Origin of the sequence: Paenibacillus canaveralius, assembly GCF_047238265.1 — a bacterium.
In the GTDB taxonomy this organism is placed as follows: Bacteria; Bacillota; Bacilli; order Paenibacillales; family NBRC-103111; genus Paenibacillus_F.
In genome coordinates this window covers 5120570-5139460 of sequence record NZ_JBDFMM010000001.1, presented here as the reverse complement: position 1 = coordinate 5139460, position 18891 = coordinate 5120570, and the positions used below count along the sequence as shown (strand labels likewise).

The window sequence follows — 18891 nt, the reverse complement described above, 5'->3', positions numbered from 1 at the left end:
GCGAAAAGCCAGCCCTACAAGCAGCCCGTTGCAGCTGCTTTTTTATTTCTTTTCACGCCGAAAACGGGCTGCCAGAACGATATCCACAGCAAAAAAAAAACGGCCGCCGCCAAACTGGCGGCCGGATGATAAAAGAAAGGTCCGTGCCGTGTGCACCAGGCGGAAAAGAAAGCGAACAAAAGTGAAGAAACGGTTGCGCTCAGTAGTTTTCTTTTCACAAGTTTCATCAGTCGGAGTGTCATTTCCGGCTAGTCTCCTTTCTGCTCAAGAGGTCCATTCCCTACGGTATATCGTAGCGGATGGGATTTCCGGGTGTAAGTTCTAACTTTTATAGGCTCCCAATCAAGAAGCCGGCAAAGAAAAAATACGGGTTGACACTCCTTTTGTACCAGTGTACTATTTAATTAATACAGTAACACAAAGAACCGACCGAGGAGGAATACACTTTGAACGCATGGTGGAATTTATTCAAGAAAGAAATCGGCTTACGGACAGCCGTGACCGGCTCCCAAAAAACCTGGGCAGCCTTTTCCGTCGGTATGATCGCTTTGATGACGTTTATGGCTTACCGCTACCAGTCGGGGATTGTCACCCCCTTGTGGCTGGGCATCATTTATCTGCATGTTTTTCTTCCGTCCGTTTATCTGCTGATCAGTTTCGGTAAAGAACGGGAGCGGGCACCGCTCTGGTTCCAGCTGCCGCAGCCGGGCTGGAAGCTGATCGGGGCCAAATATGCGGCCGCGCTGACGGAGATGATCGGCGGTCTGCTCGTCTCGATTACGATGTTCCTGTGGATGTACAAGGTGGAGAAAACGACATTGATCGAACGTGCGGGGGAGGATCCGTTTTATTTAGCGGGACACGTCAATTATTTCACGGGTCTCCTTCACGGCTCGGGGGTTAAAGAGGCTCTTATCTTTTTCTTTATGGCATTTTACATCGCAGCCATGGCGGTTCTGGTGTACTTCACGGCTTTGGCACTAAGCAACCGCGTCGGCCGGCTGCGGTGGATGGCGGCGATTATTCTGATCGGGGCGGTCATGCTCGTGGAATATACGTTTGAAATGAGCCCGGTGTACCAATTCTTGTTCAAGTGGGGCTACGCCTTTGATTTGGACGGCGACCCGTTTTACTCGGGAGAAATGATTTGGTCGCTGGCAACTCTGGCTGTCGTTGTGTATATACCGGCCTGGCTTTTGGATCGCAAAGTGGAGGTGTAAGTTCATGCCTGAACAGTTTTCGGGCTCGCAGCCGATATACCTGCAGCTGGTTCAGCGGGTATGCCGGCAAATCATCCGCAAGGAATTTCCGCCGGGAGGCAAGCTGCCCTCGGTCCGGGAACTTGCCGTACAGTTCGGGGTTAATCCCAATACGGTCCAGAGAGTGAATATGGAGCTGGAGCGTATGGGCATAGTCGAAAGCCGGAGGGGACAGGGGATGTTTGTTACGGAAGACGAGCCGTTGTTAACGCGGCTCCGGGATGAGCTGAAAGAAGGAGAATTAAAAAGATTCGCGGAGGAAATGCATGATTTGGGCTATTCCAACGAGCAGATTATAGAGAATGTACAGAAATTTCTCAAACTGAATTAAGGGTCTTTCAGAGGAGAGGAAATGAAAATGGCAGAAACCGGGTACGGTACGGAACCTATCGTCGCGTTCGATGGGGTAAGCAAGAGTTTTATCGGCAAAAAAGTGCTGAAAGACGTCACTTTCCGCATACCGAAGGGACAGATAATCGGCATCATCGGCACGAACGGAAGCGGAAAATCAACCGTTTTGAAGCTGATGGCAGGTCTGCTGCAGCCTTCCAAAGGAAGGGTGGAGCTTGAAGGACAGCGGGTATCGCGGATCAGTTCGCGGCGGATCGCGTTCCTGCCGGAGCAGGACGTGTTCTACCCGGCTCATACCGTGGAGCGTACGCTGCGTTTTTACACCGCGATGTACCGGGATTTTGACATTGCGAAGGCATTGGAGCTGGCCGGCGTTTTCGGGCTGGATTTGAAGACAAAGGTCGGCCGGTTGTCGAAAGGCAACCGCGCGCGTCTGAAAATCGTGCTCGTGCTCGCCAGACAGGTTCCCCTGATCGTGATGGACGAACCACTGTCCGGCCTGGACCCGCTGGTGCGGGAATCGATCATCCGGACCGTGATTTCTTTCGTGGACATGGAAGAACAGACGCTTGTCCTGTCCACTCACGAAGTCGACGAGATTGAGCCTTTGCTGGACCGCGTTATTCTGATCCGGGACGGCGAGGTCGCCGGGGACGAATCGGTTGAACAAATTCAAAGCGAATACGGGATCGGACTTGTGAACTGGATGAGGCAGGTGGGCGGATAACGCCCGCCTGCTTTTTCTGTGCCCGGAAAAGAGGTTGACAAACTCATCTATAAACCAATATATTGGTTTTATGAAAACGAAACCAACTATACAACGAATTAAACGCCAATCGTTCCGCGACGAGATTTACGAGGCGCTGCGGCAGGCGATCGTTTCGCTGGAGCTGGAGCCGGGCGCCAAGCTCAGCGACCAGGAGCTGGCCGAGCAGTTCGGCGTAAGCCGCACGCCTGTCCGGGAGGCGCTCAAGCGCCTGGAAGACGAGGGGCTTGTCGAAGCGGTTCCGGGCTCCGCGACACGCGTCACGCCGCTGAAGCCCGAGGAAGGCAGGCACGCCTTCACCGTAGTGGCGGCGCTCCACGCCTTGGCCGCCCGTCTGGCCGTGCCCTGTCTGGGCCCCGAAGACTACGAAGCGCTGGAACAGTCCAACCGGGCGCTGGAGGAGGCTCTCGGCCGGAACGACGTTGCGGCGGCCATCGAGGCGGACGGCGCTTTCCACGCCGTATTTCTGCGGGCGGCAGGCAACCCGGAAATTATGGCCGCGCTGAAAGGCATCTTGCCTAAAGTGCAGCGGCTGGAAATTTCCCGGTTCGCTTCCGTTCACGGGCTTCAATCCGTCGAGCAGCACCGCGAAATTGCCGAAACCTGCCGGAAGGGCGATGCGGCGGCCGTCTCCCGTCTGGTCGAAGAGAACTGGCTCACCTTGGGGGAGCGGCTGACCGGGAGCAATCAAGCAGAGAAAGGCTGAACATCCATGAAACCGATACTGCTGGGTATTTTATCCGCCTTTTTCTTCGCCATTACGTTCGTGCTTAACCGTAAAATGGAGCTGGGAGGAGGGAGCTGGCTCTGGAGCGGCTCTCTGCGCTACCTCTTCATGGTTCCGTTCCTGCTCCTGATCGTAGCGGGCCGCCACAACCTGCAGCCTCTCTTCCGCGTCATGCGGCTGCATCCGTGGAAATGGCTCCTGTGGAGCACGGTCGGCTTCGGGCTGTTCTACGCGCCCATGTGTTTCGCCGCGGCCTATTCCCCCGGCTGGCTGACCGCCGGAACGTGGCAGCTCACCATCATCTCGGGCTCCCTGCTCGCCCCGCTCTTCTGGGAGACGGCCATGACTCCGGGCGGTCCCGTGAAAGTCCGCAGCCGGATTCCGCTGCGCGGGCTCGCGATGTCGCTCGTCATTCTGGCCGGCATCTTCCTGCTCCAGCTTGAGCAGGCCGGCTCGCTGACGGCGAAGGATTTGCTGCTCGGCGTCCTGCCGATCGTGGTCGCATCCTTCGCCTATCCGCTCGGCAACCGCAAGATGATGGAGCTGTGCGGCGGCAAGCTGGACGTGTTCCAGCGCGTGCTCGGCATGACGCTGGCCAGCCTGCCGTTCTGGCTGCTCCTGGCGGGCTGGGCTTACGCGAGCGCAGGACTGCCGAGCCCCGAGCAGACCTTCCAGTCGCTCACCGTCGCGCTGTCTTCCGGCGTCATCGCCACGATTCTCTTCTTCCGGGCCACGGACATGGTCCGGGAAGACGTGTCCAAGCTGGCTGCCGTGGAAGCGACGCAGTCGGGCGAAGTGCTTTTTGCCCTGGCGGGCGAGGTGCTGCTGCTGTCCGCCGATCTTCCTTCGGCATTGTCGTGGCTCGGCATAGGGATTATTGTGGCCGGTATGGTACTGCACAGCCATGTGTCTCATCAGCGGCCCGCAGCCCGCTCCCAGGCAGAACTTTCGATGGAAAAGTAACCGAGAATTTCCGGTTATCCCCAGAAACCGTACTCCCCAAAGAGAATTTCCTCTTCCTGGGAGGCGGTTTTTTTCGATTCACCAGAAGTTATCAACAAAGTTATCCCCATAATCTACACCTTTAAAAGCCCATCTGTGCATAGAATGGAATTTCATTATTAACATATCCACAACAAGACTTGTCCACAGGAGGTTCGCCCATTGCTTACAAAGAACCGGAAAAAGGAGATGGGCAGGCAAAATCGAATGTATGTAGAGACACTTTTACGGGATACATGTAAAAACCCGCAGGAAACCTGCCAGAAACCCGCCCGGAGCATAGAATGAGTGCGCAAAATGAAGGAGCTTACTTTAAAACACGTGGACGCCAAGCATTCCGATCTATGGATGCTGATTGAAAAACTGGACGAGGAGCTGCTTCAGCGCTATCCCGCCGAGGACATTTTCGGCCTTGACCGGGACGATCCCCGTTTGGATCAATCTGTTTTTGTGGTCGCATACGATGGCGACCGGCCGGTCGGCTGCGGAGGAATTCGTCCGCTTGATGCGGAGAGCACGGAGCTGAAGCGCTTTTTTGTGGACCGGGATTATCGCAAAAGAGGAGCCGCGGGACGCATGCTCGCGTTTCTGGAGGACCGGGCAAGGGAGCGGAATTTCGTTTCGGTCAAACTGGAAACGGGCCCGGAACAGCCGGAATCCCTCTATTTCTATAAGAAGCATGGCTATGCGGAAATCGACAGATACGGCGAATATATCGGCAGTGAAGCGAGTATCTGTTTCGAGAAACGCCTGGCGGGCGGGCCTGCCCAATCTTCCAAAGCTCCTACCGGGTAGAAGCAGAAGCAATTCGGGCCGGTTCGGGCAAAGCTCCGATCATAGGGTGCAGGATGCGGATAAAGACGGCAGGATACAGATAAAGGCGGCAGATTACCGGTTGACCACCGTCATGTGACGCCGGGCACCGCGCGCTGGGAGCTTCGCGTGGTGAGGAAAAAGAATGAAATCAATAAGGGGAGGGATACAAAATGGCGGTAACGACTTTATATTTGACCCGTCACGGGCAGACCGAATGGAACGTGCTCCGCAAAATGCAGGGGCATCAGGATTCTCCGCTGACTTCCCTCGGCGAAACCCAAGCGGTCTGGCTGGGCGAAGCGCTGGAGGAGGTGCCGCTGGACCGCATCTATTCCAGTTCGAGCCCCCGGGCTGTCCGGACAGCCGAGATTATCCGGGGCGCTCGTAAGCTGGACATTGCGGAGCGGGACAGCCTCAGAGAGATGAACCTCGGGGAGTGGGAAGGACAAATTTTATCGGATATCGAGCAGCGCGAGCCGGAGCGGCATCATGCTTTCTGGAAAGCGCCTCATGAATTTCGCGCGGGTGAAGGCGAATCGTATGAGGACGTAAGGGAGAGAGCGGTCGGTGAGATTTTGAGGATCACGGAAGAGAATCCGGGCAAAAGCGTGCTGATCGTGACTCACACGGTTGCCCTCAAGCTGATCATGGCGTATTTCGAAAGCCGCGATCTGCGCGATCTGTGGGAGCTCCCTTATATCCATCCGACCTGCCTGTGCAAGGTGGAGCTGGAGGACGGCGTTCCGCGGATCGTTCTGCACGCCGATATCTCTCATTATAAAAATGAAATCGAAGGCGCATTCTGAGCGGAAATGATTGATTTTTTTCATAGAGTATGCAAAAATACCACAAAAGATCGCATTGGATAATCATTCCGGTCCAGATCTGACGTAGAACTAAAAGCTGACCCGTCCCGGTATGTCCGCCACTCTTATGAGGCGATAAATCTAATCTTGTTAGGAGGAAGATAGGCGCTAGTCTATCGAACCGCGATGAAATTTGTCTGCGTTGAGTGCAACAAGGTGTTTGCCGAATTCCGTTATACCTGTACGTGCAATGGAATGCTTGATATCTCTCAGGATTTTACCGGTCTGGATGCCGATGAACTGAAGCAGCGTTTCCACAATCGGCTTTCCGACAGACTTTCCCCTTATGCAAGCGGAGTATGGCGTTATAAAGAACTGATTTTCCCGGAAGTGGAAGATTCGGCGATCGTGACCAAATACGAAGGAAATACGGGGCTGTACCGGAGCGATGCGGTTGCCTCTTACGCGGGGACAAGAAGCGTCTGGCTTAAGGCTCAGAGCGAGAATCCGAGCGGTTCCTTCAAGGACAACGGTATGACCGTTGCGGTTACGCACGGCCGTTCCCTGGGCTATGACCGGTTTACCTGCACCTCCACGGGCAACACGTCGTCTTCTCTTGCGATGTATGCTTCTCTGGCGGGCCGCAAATCTTACGTGTTCGTGCCGAACAAGAACATTTCCCTGAACAAAGTGCTGCAAACGTTAGCTTACGGCGCTAATATTTTCTCCATCGAAGGAACTTACGATCACGGCATCAAGTTTCTGGAGGAAAGCAGCGAGAAGCTTGGTTTATATATTTGCAACTCGATCAACCCGTTCCGCATCGAAGGCCAGAAGAGCATCGTGTACGAGCTGGCGCAGGTGATGAGCTGGAAGCTGCCCGACTGGATCTTCGTACCCGGCGGCGCGCTGAGCAACGTTTCCGCTCTCGGCAAAGGGCTCTCCGATCTTTATGCGCTCGGTCTGATCGATAAGCTGCCGCGCGTGGCGCTCGTGCAGGCGGAGGGTGCGAGTCCTTTCTACAAGATGGTCGCGGAGGGCAAAACGGCGCTGGAAGCGGAGCCGAATCCGTACACGAGAGCCTCGGCCCTCAACATCGGCGATCCGCCGAGCTGGCGCAAAGCGCAGCGCACCCTCCAGGAGACGAACGGCGTTGCCGTATCCGTCACGGACGAGGAGATTCTGAACGCGAAGGCGGTTATCGACGCGTCCGGCATCGGCTGCGAGCCGGCTTCCGCGGCGACGGTAGCGGGTCTGCGCAAGCTGGTTTCCCAGCAGATTGTGGACAAAGACGAGACCGTGGCCTGCATTCTGACGGGTAACATGCTGAAAGATACGGATGCGCTCCGCGAGTACCACCTGGAGGATAACAAACCGTTCTCCAACAAAATCATTCCGTCCAGCCTGACCTACGACGACATTTTTGCCATGATAAAATAAATGAGGTGCCAAGCCCCGTTTTTCCCGTAAGGGAGGACGGGGTTTTTCTTTATTAAGGCCGGGCCGCACAGCAAAAAGCCGCCTTCTCGCGAAAACGGCTCTTTCATTAAGCGGATTCCTTCTCCCGTAGGAAGGGGGTTATTTTTTGCTTGTCATAATGCCGTAGGCGACCCGCAGGATGAGCCCCAGGAACAGGCCGGTACCGGCAATGATGTAAATGATCGTGAAGATTTTACCCAGCTCGGTATGGGGAACGAACTCGGGATGTCCGACCGTGCTCAGCGTCGCCACACAGAAATAAAGGGCATCCAGGACCGAGAGCCCCTCCACCTGCGTGTAAAAAATCGTGCCGGACATAAGAATCAGCAGTATCAGCACGAACAGAACTTGAAAATCCTTTTCTTTAAAAGCGTGCCATAAACCGCTGACGAGTCTTTTAAGGGTGAGTATAAACGATACCATGGTTTCACTCCTGCTTCAGATGAAAGTGCGGGCTGTCGATACCGGCAAAGTGTCCGCTGTTCGTTGTCCGTGTTCCGTATTCCGTATTCCGAATCCGAGTTCGTTTTCAAAGCGGCGGCTGCCGTACAAAAGCTCCGGATCGCCTTAAGGAACCGCTTAGCCGGGAACCCGCCTACCAGGTACGTCAGGCTTCCGGTTTGACGAGCGCCTTCTGGCTCTGAACCTCGTTGTTCAGCGCGAGCATCCGGGCGTCCAAGGAGGCGATCAGATCGGCAGTGTCCTTAAGCTCCTGACGAATCTCAGCCGGAACGCCTTCGTTGTATTTGTAGTAAATTTTGTGCTCCAGGCTTGCCCAGAAATCCATGGCCACCGTGCGGATCTGGATCTCCACGGGCACATGCTCGATCCGGTTGGTGAGAAAAACGGGAATCTCAATAATAAGATGAAGGCTTTGATAGCCGTTGGGTTTCGGGTGCTTGATATAATCTTTCGTCTGGACAACCCGCACATCGTTCTGGCCGCAAATCATGTCATGGATCCGGTAGATGTCGGTCGAGAACGAGCAGATGATGCGGATGCCGGCAATGTCACGGATATAGGCGCGGGTGTTGTCCATCGTGATTTCGAGATTTTTACGTTTGAGCTTGGCGGCGATACTCTCGGCCGCTTTGATTCTCGTTTTCATATGCTCGATAGGGTTGTAATCGTGAATGAACTGGAACTCTTCGTTCAGGATTTGCAGCTTGGTGCCGACCTCATCCAGAGCAAATTTGTAGGTGAGCAGAAAATGCGCCCAGCTTTTCATGTTTTTTATATCCACAATCAAAATAAATCCTCCTAACCGGCCGGAAAGTCTGCCGGGTTTTCGAAAGGTACGGTTGGTATAAATTTTACAGGCTGCGGACCCCGAACACAAATTCCTCCGTATTTCGGCTTAACGCAGCCGTTCCGGAATACTTATCCTTGCCCTGAAAAGCGCAGACATATCCCTGCTTTACGCCGGATATCCGAAACAAGGACGTTCTGCCGAACGCCCTTGTCAGGTTTCAGGTCAGCTCTCGATGATATGCCCGATAAGTTCTGAGACATCCCGTTGCCTGGCGAGCGGGGAGAGCGCTTTTCTGAAAAGCTGATAAGTGGCGGGTTCATGCTGTTCCAGCCATTTTAGAGACTTTTTGGGCCCCCAATACCAGCGGCTTTTGAGCTTAAAGTATATTTCCAGACTGTCCGTGAGCATCCAGTGATACCTGAAATCGCCCTCGGCGTCGCCTTTTCCTGCCCGTTTCAACATTTTTTGAAGCCATGCCTTCTGAAAATCAGCCTCTTCCGGACCTAATTTTTCCGGTCCTTTCGCGACTATGGCTTTAATCTTCTCCAGAAAAGGAGCAGCTAGCCCGCAGCTGTCGGTCACAATTACACCATCATGAATATGCAGAAAACGGATCGGATCGTCCATGGACGATGTGGGATGAATCCAGGCATCGAGCAGCAGGCCGTCTATCCGGGAGGTGTCGTTTCTTTTGAAATTAAAATCCGAGAAGATCATAAGATCCAGATCGCTTTCGTCCGTATAATCCCCGTTCGCGTAGGAGCCGTAGAGGATAATCGAATGCCCTTCGTACTTGTCCGACAAATAGTCCGCTGCTTTTTGTATGTGTTCGTTGTTCATTGATATCCCCCGCTATCTATAATATTGCGTTATTCCGCTATCTGTTAATGAAGCGGGGAGGTAATCAAATGGGTGATATTCCGTATCTCATGGACAATCCTCCTTAGGCAAAATGAAAATGGCGTTCAAACTTTGGGAAGTTTAAACGCCATTCAGGGTAGGTTCATTCGTTTTCGACATTTCATATCGTTCTCCGCCAGCCTTTAGACAGCTATTTTAGGAAATTTAGAGAAGTGCTTTGAGTTCCCGGCAAGCTTTATCGTATGCCTGCCACAGCTCTTTAAAGATGGTGCCCGATAGATGAACGGTTCCGTTCTTGGCCTGACTTTCGATTTTTTCGATGAGCTTCGAAAATTGATCGATTCCAAGGCTAAGACTTGTCGATTTAAGGTCGTGTGAAATATATTGGACGGCGGTCAGATCGCCCGCCCGCATTTTTTCTTCCAGCTGATTCAGCTTGGAAGGCGTCTGCTCCTGGTACATGCCGAGCAGCATGGCCAGCACGCCGGGAGAGCCGGGTTCATCCAGCCCGTTAAGCTCCCGGATAACCTCCGGGATGAGCACATGCTCGCTCAGGGGCTCGGGCGGACCGGCGGGAAGCCATCTGCGGATGACGGACTGGAGCTTCGAGAGCTGGATCGGTTTCGTCAGGAAGTCGTCCATCCCGGCTTCCAGGCAGCGCAACCGGTCGCTCTGCATGGCGCTTGCCGTCAGCGCGACGATGGCGCTCCGCGGATGCCGGCGGGCATTCTCCCATTCGCGGATGAGCTGAGTCGCCTGGAGTCCGTCCATGACCGGCATCTGCGAATCCATCAGCACGAGCGCGTAATCTTTGCGGGAGCGCGCTTCCAGAGCTTCTTCGCCATTGCTCGCCGTGTCGATGTGCATAAAGCCCAGCTTCTGGAGCTGGAGAAGGGCGACCTGCCGGTTGATGGCGTTGTCTTCGACAAGCAGGAGCGGCTGGCTCCGCTCTTCGTCCGTGAAGGCGGGGCCGATGCCGTTTCCGGTCGGCTGCAGGGCGGCAGCCGCTTCCTGCCGGTATTCCGCTTCAGACGGAATCGCGAGCTGCAGCTCAAACCAGAAGGAGGAGCCGATGCCCACCTTGCTCGTCACATCGATGCGTCCTTCCATCCATTCGACAAGCCGCTTGCAGATCGAGAGCCCGAGGCCCGTGCTCTTCTGAGCGTCCTCCCGCTGGGTATGAGCCTGGTAAAACGGCTCAAACACGCGATTGACGTGCTCTTCGGGGATACCGACCCCTGTATCCGTTACTTCAAAGCGCAGAGTCTGGAAGCTCGCCGAGCTTTGCAGCAGGCGGATCCGGATGTGAATCTCGCCGCCGTCGGTAAATTTTATGGCATTTCCCGCTAAATTAATCAGAATTTGTCGGATTCTTCCTGCATCTCCGGTCAGAAATTGGCCTACGGATTCATCGACGGTCCCCCTCAGCTTATTTCGCTTACGGGAAGCGTTCGGTTCCAGAAGTCTCAGGGCGTGATTCAGGAGTTTCCGGACCTCGAAGGTTTCGGGTTCCGGCTGCATATGGCCGGCCTCGATTTTGGAAAGATCAAGTATATCGTTAATGATCGTCAGAAGAAGCGAAGCGGACTCTTCGATAATGGCGATGGATTGTTTCTGCTCTTCGGTCTGCAGAGTGTCGGCGAGGAGTTCGGCCATACCGAGAATGCCGTTCATGGGTGTGCGGATTTCATGGCTCATGGTGGCGAGAAACATGCTTTTCGCCTCATTGGCTCTTTCGGCCTCCGCTTTGGACTGGACCAGTTCTACATTTGTTTTGGAAAGCTGTCTCTGCAGCGTAATCAGTTCGTTGTTCAGGGAGCTGAATTGGGTAAGGGCTTGTTCTTCGCGCTGTCTTGCCTGAATGACCTGCTGGGAAAGCTTCTCGATCGTTTGGCGATAATGGGCGATTTCCAGGCGTTCGTCCTCTGTTTTCATATTGGGATCCACGTAGAATCCTCCTTCCTCGGTAAACGAACGGTCTCAGGTGGACCGGGCTAGTTCGTTTCCGATACGGTGGTGTTTCCAGTGGTCCGCCAGCCGAATGGCTTCCTGCGCGTCGTTCGCATAACCGTCCGCTCCGACTTTGCGCCAGAGATCGCGGTCAATATTGAACGGCAGTCCGCCCACCAGAATGTGCACATATTGTCCTGCTTCACTGCTGCGGATTTCGGCAATTAGCTCTTCCACCAGATGCACGTGAAACGTCATCGTCGCCGAGATGGCGACTAGCTGTGCTTTCTTCTCGACAAGGGTGCGGATCAAACTGCGCGTAGGGACATTGGCGCCCAGATAGTAGGTGTCCCAACCGTTCAGTTCGAAGAGATCGGCGACCATGCGTAATCCGATTTCATGCAGCTCCTGTCCCACGCAGGCGGCCACCATCGTGTTACCGCTGCGCTCGGTTGCAAACAAGTGCGGATACAAGTGCGACATTATCATTTGTGTGGCAGCCGTGCACAAGTGTTCCTGCGCGACGGTAATCTGATTGGTCTGCCACAGCCGGCCGATTTCTCGTTGAGACGGTTGAAAGACATGGAGGTACAGGTCGGCTATAGCCATGCCTTCCTCCAGCTTCGTTAAAATGAGCTTCAGCGCCTCGCGGCGGTCCGCCCGCAGGATAGCCTCGGTATAAGCGATAGCCGTTTCCGAGAAAGGCCCTTCTTCGGGCAAGAAAGTTTCCGAAGCCTGGGCACATTGAATCTGATGAAGTCCGACTTCGAGGTACTCGCCGATCAGCGCGCGGTCCGCTTCCCCGAAATGAGCGTTAATCGCTTGTTCGATCATCTGGAAATTCAGCGCCAAATCTTCCCTGGAGACTTGATAGCCGGACAGCAGCTCCGTCATCCAGGATGTGTAGTGATTGAACAAGTCGGGACTTCTCATATATACGCTCTCGGCCAAGTACTTGATGCTGTAACCGGAGTCTTGAATCGTCAGCAAACGTCCGCGCTCGCCGAACCGTTCCACAAGATCCGGCTGCTTCTTGTATTGAAGCTGAGTCACATACTCCGCTAAATCCTCCGCCATTTGAAAAAGGCGTCTGCCCGTTTCCTCATGATTCATGATAGGGTGACCTCCTTTAAAGGCATCGTCGATACCACATTTTAGTAGACGGGAAACTCGGACGTTTCTATCATTATACCCTTTTTCGGCATAATTGGAAATTGTCTGGCTCGCGGAAAGGCTTAAAAAGTTAAGATAATGGACCGAAATGTATGTTAGGATGGTGCTATCTGCATGTTTCGGCATGATCTGAACAACTTATCAAGCGGGGGATAGACAATGAGGCGCTGGCTGGATCGTTCGCTGAAGCGGAAACTATCATTTTTGATGCTGGTATCCATAGGGATTCCGCTGTTGTCTTTCGGGATATTTTCCTATCAAATCGCTTCGTCGGTAACGGAAGAAAAGGCGAAGCAGTCCGGTTTCGGGCTTCTGACCCAGATGAGAACCAACATGGAGCTTATGGTCCAGGACGTAGAAAATATGTCCATCTTTCTGATCGGGCAGCGGGACGTGCAGCAGTATTTGTCCGATACCCAGTGGGATGCGCTAAGGCCTACCATTATTATAGGGTTTCTGACCAACCTGGCGTTCTCGAAACCTTATATTGCCGAAATTACGATAGAGTCGGCGAGAGACCTGCCCTCTTTATCCAATACCAGCATCGTCAGTTCCGGCATGCCCGACTGGCCGGGACCCAAAGACGCTGAACCGGGCAACCGTCCGAAATGGTGGACGCCGATGTATAAGAACCAGACGACGATCGGCGAGAAAACGGTGATTTCCCTCGTGCGGCCCATCCGCAGCGTGAATACGTTCGCCCATTTGGGCAGCCTGACGATCAGCCTGGATGAGAAAGTGATCGCCGACACCTTGCGCAAATCAAACATCAGCGAGGGCGGCAGCGTCCTGCTTGTGAACGAACAGGGCAAAATCATCGCCGGTGCCGGTATGGAGTGGCTGAACCGTCCCTTGTCCGAATGGATGCCGGGAATGCCCGGGATAACGGAGACCTCGGGGTCCTTTAATGTGGGACAGGGCGTCGACAGGAACACGGTTCTGTACGATACGGTGCCCGGGGTGGACTGGAAGCTGGTCGGTATTATGCCGTACAAAAACTTCCGCGAGCAGAACCGTTACGTGCTGCTCTTAACGGCGGCGGCCGTTGCGATCGCGGTAGTTCTCGTAGCCTCGCTCGTCATTTTCTTCGTCCAGCGCGTGACGAAGCCGCTGCTTATGCTGACCCGGTTCCTCAAGGATACCGATCCGGAGGAACCTATGAAAGCCCTTCCGGTCACGTCGGCCGACGAGGTCGGGCAGCTGATGCGGAGCTACAACCGGTTAAGCGACCGGATAGAGCGGCTGACCGAGCAGGTGAAGCTGAACGAAGCGCGGAAGAAGGAGACCGATATGCTTGCTCTTCAAGCGCAGATTCATCCGCATTTTCTGTACAATACGCTCTCATCGGTCCACTGGATGGCTCTGATGAGCCAGGATATGAAAATAGCCGAGATGGTCGGCCACCTCAGTGATTTTCTGCGGTTCAGCCTGAACAAGGGGGCGGAATACTGCGAGGTGCAGCAGGAAGTTTCCCACGCGGAGCACTACGCCGCCATTCAGGCTGTCCGCTATCCCGATAAATTTGATATCGAGTTTGTCGTGGACCCGGATATCCGGCAGAAGCAGGTATTGAAGCTGCTGCTTCAGCCGCTCATTGAGAATGCGCTCATACACGGCATCCAGAAGCAGCGCGAAAAAGGCAGCATCCGCGTCTACGCGCAGCGGATGGGCACGGAGCTGACTTTTATGGTGGAAGATACCGGGGTGGGAATCGAGCCGGATAAATTGAACGAAATCCGGGCGGCCTTGTCGGCCGCGGACGAGCCTGTCGTGCCGGGCAGCTACGGACTGCGCAACGTTCACCGGAGGCTCCAGCTTCATTACGGCAGCGAGGCGGGGCTGCATATCCGCAGCATCGTCGGAGAAGGCACGGTGATCACATTTATGATACCGATTGTGGAGGGGGCGGGGACAGCATGAATATTCTGATTGTCGATGACGAAGTCATTATCCGCACCGGTTTAAGCACGGTCATTCAGTGGGGAGAGCTGGGCTTTCGTCTCCTTCCGGCCGCGGAGTCGGCGGAAGAAGCGCTGGAACGTGCCGCCGCCGAGCATCCCCATATCGTGCTGACGGACATCCGGATGGGCGGCATGGACGGAATCACGATGTCCGAGAAGATGAAACAGATCCTCCCGGACAGTGAAATTATCGTGCTGACGGGCTTCGACGATTTTGCTTACGTTCAGCAGGCTATCCGCGGCGGCATAGGCGATTATTTGCTGAAATCGAGCCGGCCGGAAGAAATTATCCGGGCCGTGATGAAAGCCAAGCAGCGGATTGTGAGCAAGTGGGACGCCCGCAAGGCGGACAATATGCAGCGCGGCGCCTTTCGCAGCAGGCTGCTGGAGCGTCTGGTGACCGAAGGCATCGACGACGCCGATTCGCTGGAGCAGGTGCCCCAGGTACTGACCAAGCTCGGCCTTCCTCATCCGCCGGAAGCGGCGGCGGGCGTGTGCCTGCAGGTCATCCTGATCAGCGTGCAGGGCTGGGGCGACAGCCGCGCTGCGGGGAGCCTGCTCCAGTTCGCCGTCGACAACATGCTCGGCGAACTGCTGCCCTGCGAGACCCTGCGGCGCAGAGACGACATCGTCGTTCTGCTCCGGGCGGATAGCAGGGACGCGGATGCGCTGCGGAGCAGGCTCGGCCGCATCTCGGACAAGCTCAAGTGCATGCTGTTCACCGCCGCAGGCTCGCGTGTAACCGGTCTGGGGCAGGTGCCCCGCTCATACCGGGAAGCGGTCTATACCGCATCGTTCCGCGGCTTCGCGGGAGCGGAAACGCTGCTTGCCTACGAAACGGTGAAGGGCCGGAAGGGCGGGCGCACGGTCTGCTCGAAGGAGGAAGAATCCGGCCTGACGATTCTCCTTAAGAATGGCAACCCGATCGAACTGCGCAGCTTCGTGCAGAAGGCGCTTGACGGCGAGATCGCCGATGCCGAGGCAACGCCCGCTTCGCTGAAAGCCTACTCGGATTCGCTAGTCGTCGCGGCTCACCGCTGGCTGGAGCGGACCGCCGCGGCGCTCGGCATGCCGCAGCTTCCCCGCTTGCCCGAGAAGGACCCGGCCATACGCGTTCAGGGAGATCCTCTGGCGGGAGACGGAGCGGGTGCCGAAGGACAGGGCGATCTCCAGGAGAACCTGTACCTGCGCCTGCGCGTCATTATGGAAACTTATTATCAATACGTGTCGGAAGACGGCGTTCTCTATATCAAGAAGGCGATAGCTTATATCCAGGATAATCTCGACCGGACTCTGACTCTTCAGCAGGTGGCGGGGCACGTTCATGTTCATCCGAATCATTTCAGTGAAGTTTTCAAACGGGAAACGGGCGTGAACTACATTGAATTCGTCATGAGGGAGCGTATCCGCCGTGCCGCCGAAATATTAAGCGAGACTCCCGTCAAGGTCAGCGAGGTGGCCAAGAAGGTCGGCTACGAGGATATTAAATATTTCAGCCAACTCTTCAAAAAATACACGGGACAGACGCCGACGGAATTCCGTGCGGGACGCGAAGGCAAGCAGTGAGCGGGGGACCCGGTCCCGGCCGTTGACCGGATTTGTGTTTTTGGGAAATCGGATAACGTCCGCAAGCAGGAAATTCCGGCCCCGGATTCGGCAGGTTGAAGGCTCCCCGATTCCGTGGATAGCAGGAGGCCCCGGTTGCACGCGGCCCTGCAGGTGTTTAAAAGGAAGGCTCCGCGATGCTTGCCTGCATCTGCGGAGCCTTCCTTTGTTCCAGGTATTGGATGGGGGCGATGTATAAAAGGGCTGAATTTACCCCACCCTATCCCCGAAATCAACCCCCTTTTGACAATGGCTGTCCCCTTTTATACTAAAAAAGAATAGAGATAAGGAGGGGTTACACATGATGAAAAAAACGGCAAAAACAGGTATTGCGTTGATTCTGTCACTCTCATTGTTATCCGCATGCAGCAAAGAGCCGGCAGCAACGGGCACGGGCGACGCCGCTAAAGGAACCGAGAAAGTAAAGCTGTCCCTGTGGCACAACTTTACGGGAGAAGACGCACGCGCCAAAACGATGCGGGCGATCATCGAAGAATACAAAAAGGCGAACCCGAATGTGGACCTTGAAGTACAGGCGATTCCGCCGGACGGTTACAAAACGCGTTTGAAAACGGTTGCAGCGGCAAACGAAATGCCGGATCTGTTCCAAATGTGGCCGGGCGCTATGACCAAAGAATTTGTAAGCGGTAACTTGCTTCAGCCTGTAGGCGATCTGCTCGACAAAAATCCGGAATGGAAGAACGGTTTCCTCCCGAACTCCTTCGACGATTTTACGGTAGACGGCAAAGTGTACAGCATCCCGATGTCGTTGTCCCCGACCTCTATCCTTTACTACAACAAGAAAATTTTTGATGATAACGGCGTAACGGTACCTAAAACTTGGGATGAAATGATGAAAGCTGTCGAAACGTTCAAATCCAAGAAAATTACCCCGATCGCTCTGGGCAATAAAGCGGCATGGCTTGCGCAGTCCAGTATCCTCAGCTCTCTGGCCGACCGTTACACAGGTACGGAATGGTTTATGAAAGCGGCGGCACAAGACGGCGCGAAGTTCACGGATCCCGAATTCGTAGCTGCTCTGAAAGCGCTGCAGGACCTTGGCAAGGCGGGAGCTTTCCAGGAAGGCTTTAACTCCATCGACAACACTCAAATGGAGCAAATGTTTGCACAAGGCAAAGCGGCTATGATGATCGACGGCGGATGGGCGTTGACGAACCTGACCAACGGCGCGCAGCCGGAAGCGTTGAACAACATCGAAGTCACGGTGCTGCCTTCCGTTCCTAACGGCAAAGGCGATCCGAAATCCCTCTCCGGCGTTGTAGGCATTGGCCTCGGCCTCAACAAGAAAGTGGAGGGTGCGAAGAAAGAAGCGGCTGACAAGCTGATCCAGGCCATGGCCGGACCGGACGCGCAGAAGCGCACGCTGGAGTCCAACCAGCTCGTTTCCTATAAAGTCGAGCTGGACAAGAGCAAGGTTTCCTCTCTTTTCGCGAAAGTGAACGATCTGGTCAGCCAGGTAAAACGTACGCCGGTTTATGATTCCCAGCTTTCCTCCGCGGCTTCCGAAGTGATCAACAACGGAATCCAGGAGCTTCTGATGGGCGGCAAACCGGAAGATATCGCGAAGAAACTGCAAGATGCCCAGGCGAAAGCCCTAGGCAAATAACACGATTTCTTCAGTAAAAGAAGCGGGGCGCTGGTCGCCCCGTTTTTAACAAAGAGAAGCGGAGAGATTACCCGAACGGCGGAGTAAGACCCGACGGAACAACGGACGGCCCGATGTCGGCGCCTCCGGGAAGCCGGAAGATATACAAACGATGGAGCTCATAAACAAAACGATCCCGGCGAAAAGCCGGGCACTAAAATTCCGGTAGGAAAAAAGCACGGCGGAAACGGATCCGCAGCCTGCCTCGCATTATGCAGTCTGCCGCTGTTTCCGTACGCTGCTTCACCGGTGAATAACCATGCTTCCTGATAGGTTTAGTAGATATTATGAACCGCCTAGAAGGTACACCAACAGGAGGGGAGAGACGCCATGATTTCCACGTCAAGAAGGACCAACTTTATCGTGCTTGGTCTCCTGCCCGCGCTGCTTATTTACAGCGTATTTGTCATTATCCCGATTTTCTGGTCGGCGTATTACGGATTTTTCGACTGGAAAGGGATTGGAGAAGCCAAGTTCAACGGATTTGATAACTATGTCGAAGCTCTGAAGGATCCGATCTTCTGGCTCGCGTTAAAAAATAACCTGATCGTGGTAGCGGCCTCCGTCTTCGGACAAGTGCCGATCGCGCTCGTGCTGGCCCTGGTGCTGCGCAAGAGTAACTTTTTCCAGCGTTTCATCCGTTCGGCGGTATTTATGCCGATGGTGCTTTCGTCGGTCGTTGTCGGGATTATTTGGAGCTACATTTATCACCCGCAAATCGGGATTCTGAATTTCCTGCTCGATGCGGTAGGGCTGGAATCGTGGAAGAAAGCCTGGCTTTCCGACAAATCGGTCTCCATGCTCGCGCTGACCGTTCCGATTATCTGGAACTATATCGGGCCTTATCTGATTATGTTTATCGCGGCGCTTCAAAATATTCCTTCGGATATTGACGATGCCGCCATGATCGACGGGGCGACGGGAAGCCGCAAGCTGTTCTCCGTTACGCTGCCGATGATCTGGGATACCGTGAAGGTCACGATCGTGCTCTGTATTTCGGGAAGCTTGAAAGCTTTCGACCTGATCTATGTCATGACCGGGGGCGGTCCTGCGCATTCAACGGAACTGCTCGCCTCCTATATGTACAACAACACGTTCTCCGTCTACCGCTTCGGTTACGGCAGCGCCATTTCCACGCTGATTATCATCATCAGTCTGGTGCTGATCGCGGGAAGCCAGCGTCTCATGAGACGGAATCAGGCTGTATGACGAAAGGA

The 18891-nt window shown here is 54.7% G+C and carries 17 protein-coding genes; 12 read left to right on the top strand and 5 right to left on the bottom strand.

The window, feature by feature from the left end:
- Nucleotides 1-446: 446 nt before the first annotated feature.
- The 8 genes from ABC395_RS23155 to thrC all read left to right on the top strand — a co-directional run bounded on the left by ABC395_RS23155 (nt 447) and on the right by thrC (nt 7167).
- Nucleotides 447-1220: a hypothetical protein gene (locus tag ABC395_RS23155; RefSeq protein WP_413006173.1), complete on the top strand. Its 774-nt coding sequence runs from the start codon at nt 447-449 to the stop codon at nt 1218-1220.
- Nucleotides 1221-1224: 4 nt separating this feature from the next.
- Nucleotides 1225-1590 carry a GntR family transcriptional regulator gene (locus ABC395_RS23150; protein ID WP_413006172.1) on the top strand — a complete coding sequence of 122 codons (366 nt, stop codon included), beginning with the start codon at nt 1225-1227 and terminating at the stop codon, nt 1588-1590.
- A 27-nt stretch (nt 1591-1617) separates the two neighbouring features.
- The gene (locus ABC395_RS23145) at nt 1618-2337 is read left to right on the top strand and encodes an ABC transporter ATP-binding protein (RefSeq protein ID WP_413006171.1); all 720 of its coding nucleotides are present in this window, start codon (nt 1618-1620) and stop codon (nt 2335-2337) included.
- A gap of 70 nt (nt 2338-2407) precedes the next feature.
- Nucleotides 2408-3082 carry a GntR family transcriptional regulator gene (locus ABC395_RS23140; protein WP_413006170.1) on the top strand — a complete coding sequence of 225 codons (675 nt, stop codon included), beginning with the start codon at nt 2408-2410 and terminating at the stop codon, nt 3080-3082.
- A 6-nt stretch (nt 3083-3088) separates the two neighbouring features.
- Nucleotides 3089-4066 carry a DMT family transporter gene (locus tag ABC395_RS23135; RefSeq protein ID WP_413006169.1) on the top strand — a complete coding sequence of 326 codons (978 nt, stop codon included), beginning with the start codon at nt 3089-3091 and terminating at the stop codon, nt 4064-4066.
- 336 nt (nt 4067-4402) lie between these two features.
- Entirely contained in the window at nt 4403-4900 is a 498-nt protein-coding gene (locus ABC395_RS23130; protein ID WP_413006791.1) for a GNAT family N-acetyltransferase, read from the top strand.
- 191 nt (nt 4901-5091) lie between these two features.
- Nucleotides 5092-5727: a histidine phosphatase family protein gene (locus ABC395_RS23125; RefSeq protein WP_413006168.1), complete on the top strand. Its 636-nt coding sequence runs from the start codon at nt 5092-5094 to the stop codon at nt 5725-5727.
- Between the two features lie 186 nt (nt 5728-5913).
- A complete protein-coding gene (thrC, locus tag ABC395_RS23120; protein WP_413006167.1) occupies nt 5914-7167 on the top strand; it encodes a threonine synthase in 1254 nt (417 codons plus the stop codon).
- 138 nt (nt 7168-7305) lie between these two features.
- Here the strand turns inward: thrC and ABC395_RS23115 are convergent, their stop codons facing one another.
- The 5 genes from ABC395_RS23115 to ABC395_RS23095 all read right to left on the bottom strand — a co-directional run bounded on the left by ABC395_RS23115 (nt 7306) and on the right by ABC395_RS23095 (nt 12382).
- Nucleotides 7306-7629 (bottom strand): potassium channel family protein, encoded by a 324-nt coding sequence (locus tag ABC395_RS23115; protein WP_103996395.1) that lies wholly within the window; start codon nt 7627-7629, stop codon nt 7306-7308.
- 184 nt (nt 7630-7813) lie between these two features.
- Nucleotides 7814-8434 (bottom strand): GTP pyrophosphokinase, encoded by a 621-nt coding sequence (locus ABC395_RS23110; RefSeq protein WP_181024459.1) that lies wholly within the window; start codon nt 8432-8434, stop codon nt 7814-7816.
- A 246-nt stretch (nt 8435-8680) separates the two neighbouring features.
- On the bottom strand, nt 8681-9298 hold the full coding sequence (locus ABC395_RS23105) for a nucleotidyltransferase domain-containing protein (protein ID WP_413006166.1): 618 nt from the start codon (nt 9296-9298) through the stop codon (nt 8681-8683).
- Nucleotides 9299-9523: 225 nt separating this feature from the next.
- Complete coding sequence (locus ABC395_RS23100) at nt 9524-11266, bottom strand: ATP-binding protein (protein WP_413006165.1); 1743 nt, start codon at nt 11264-11266, stop codon at nt 9524-9526.
- A gap of 33 nt (nt 11267-11299) precedes the next feature.
- Nucleotides 11300-12382 (bottom strand): cobalamin B12-binding domain-containing protein, encoded by a 1083-nt coding sequence (locus ABC395_RS23095; protein WP_413006164.1) that lies wholly within the window; start codon nt 12380-12382, stop codon nt 11300-11302.
- A 219-nt stretch (nt 12383-12601) separates the two neighbouring features.
- Here ABC395_RS23095 and ABC395_RS23090 point away from each other — a divergent pair, with 219 nt between their 5' ends.
- From ABC395_RS23090 to ABC395_RS23075, 4 genes are all read left to right on the top strand, one after another.
- Complete coding sequence (locus ABC395_RS23090; RefSeq protein WP_413006163.1) at nt 12602-14362, top strand: cache domain-containing sensor histidine kinase; 1761 nt, start codon at nt 12602-12604, stop codon at nt 14360-14362.
- Entirely contained in the window at nt 14359-15969 is a 1611-nt protein-coding gene (locus ABC395_RS23085; RefSeq protein ID WP_413006162.1) for a response regulator, read from the top strand. The genes ABC395_RS23090 and ABC395_RS23085 overlap by 4 nt, the downstream gene beginning before the upstream one ends.
- Before the next feature lie 343 nt (nt 15970-16312).
- Nucleotides 16313-17635 carry a sugar ABC transporter substrate-binding protein gene (locus tag ABC395_RS23080; RefSeq protein ID WP_413006790.1) on the top strand — a complete coding sequence of 441 codons (1323 nt, stop codon included), beginning with the start codon at nt 16313-16315 and terminating at the stop codon, nt 17633-17635.
- Between the two features lie 369 nt (nt 17636-18004).
- Nucleotides 18005-18883, top strand: coding sequence for a carbohydrate ABC transporter permease (locus tag ABC395_RS23075; RefSeq protein WP_103996403.1), 879 nt, complete (start codon nt 18005-18007; stop codon nt 18881-18883).
- Nucleotides 18884-18891: the final 8 nt, after the last annotated feature.

Coding starts and splice junctions, on each gene's coding strand:
- ABC395_RS23150 (WP_413006172.1), top strand. CDS start 1,225: ATGCCTGAACAGTTTTCGGGCTCGCAGCCGATATACCTGCAGCTGGTT.
- ABC395_RS23145 (WP_413006171.1), top strand. CDS start 1,618: ATGGCAGAAACCGGGTACGGTACGGAACCTATCGTCGCGTTCGATGGG.
- ABC395_RS23140 (WP_413006170.1), top strand. CDS start 2,408: ATGAAAACGAAACCAACTATACAACGAATTAAACGCCAATCGTTCCGC.
- ABC395_RS23135 (WP_413006169.1), top strand. CDS start 3,089: ATGAAACCGATACTGCTGGGTATTTTATCCGCCTTTTTCTTCGCCATT.
- ABC395_RS23130 (WP_413006791.1), top strand. CDS start 4,403: ATGAAGGAGCTTACTTTAAAACACGTGGACGCCAAGCATTCCGATCTA.
- ABC395_RS23125 (WP_413006168.1), top strand. CDS start 5,092: ATGGCGGTAACGACTTTATATTTGACCCGTCACGGGCAGACCGAATGG.
- thrC (WP_413006167.1), top strand. CDS start 5,914: ATGAAATTTGTCTGCGTTGAGTGCAACAAGGTGTTTGCCGAATTCCGT.
- ABC395_RS23115 (WP_103996395.1), bottom strand. CDS start 7,629: ATGGTATCGTTTATACTCACCCTTAAAAGACTCGTCAGCGGTTTATGG.
- ABC395_RS23110 (WP_181024459.1), bottom strand. CDS start 8,434: ATGAAAAGCTGGGCGCATTTTCTGCTCACCTACAAATTTGCTCTGGAT.
- ABC395_RS23105 (WP_413006166.1), bottom strand. CDS start 9,298: ATGAACAACGAACACATACAAAAAGCAGCGGACTATTTGTCGGACAAG.
- ABC395_RS23095 (WP_413006164.1), bottom strand. CDS start 12,382: ATGAATCATGAGGAAACGGGCAGACGCCTTTTTCAAATGGCGGAGGAT.
- ABC395_RS23090 (WP_413006163.1), top strand. CDS start 12,602: ATGAGGCGCTGGCTGGATCGTTCGCTGAAGCGGAAACTATCATTTTTG.
- ABC395_RS23085 (WP_413006162.1), top strand. CDS start 14,359: ATGAATATTCTGATTGTCGATGACGAAGTCATTATCCGCACCGGTTTA.
- ABC395_RS23080 (WP_413006790.1), top strand. CDS start 16,313: ATGAAAAAAACGGCAAAAACAGGTATTGCGTTGATTCTGTCACTCTCA.
- ABC395_RS23075 (WP_103996403.1), top strand. CDS start 18,005: ATGATTTCCACGTCAAGAAGGACCAACTTTATCGTGCTTGGTCTCCTG.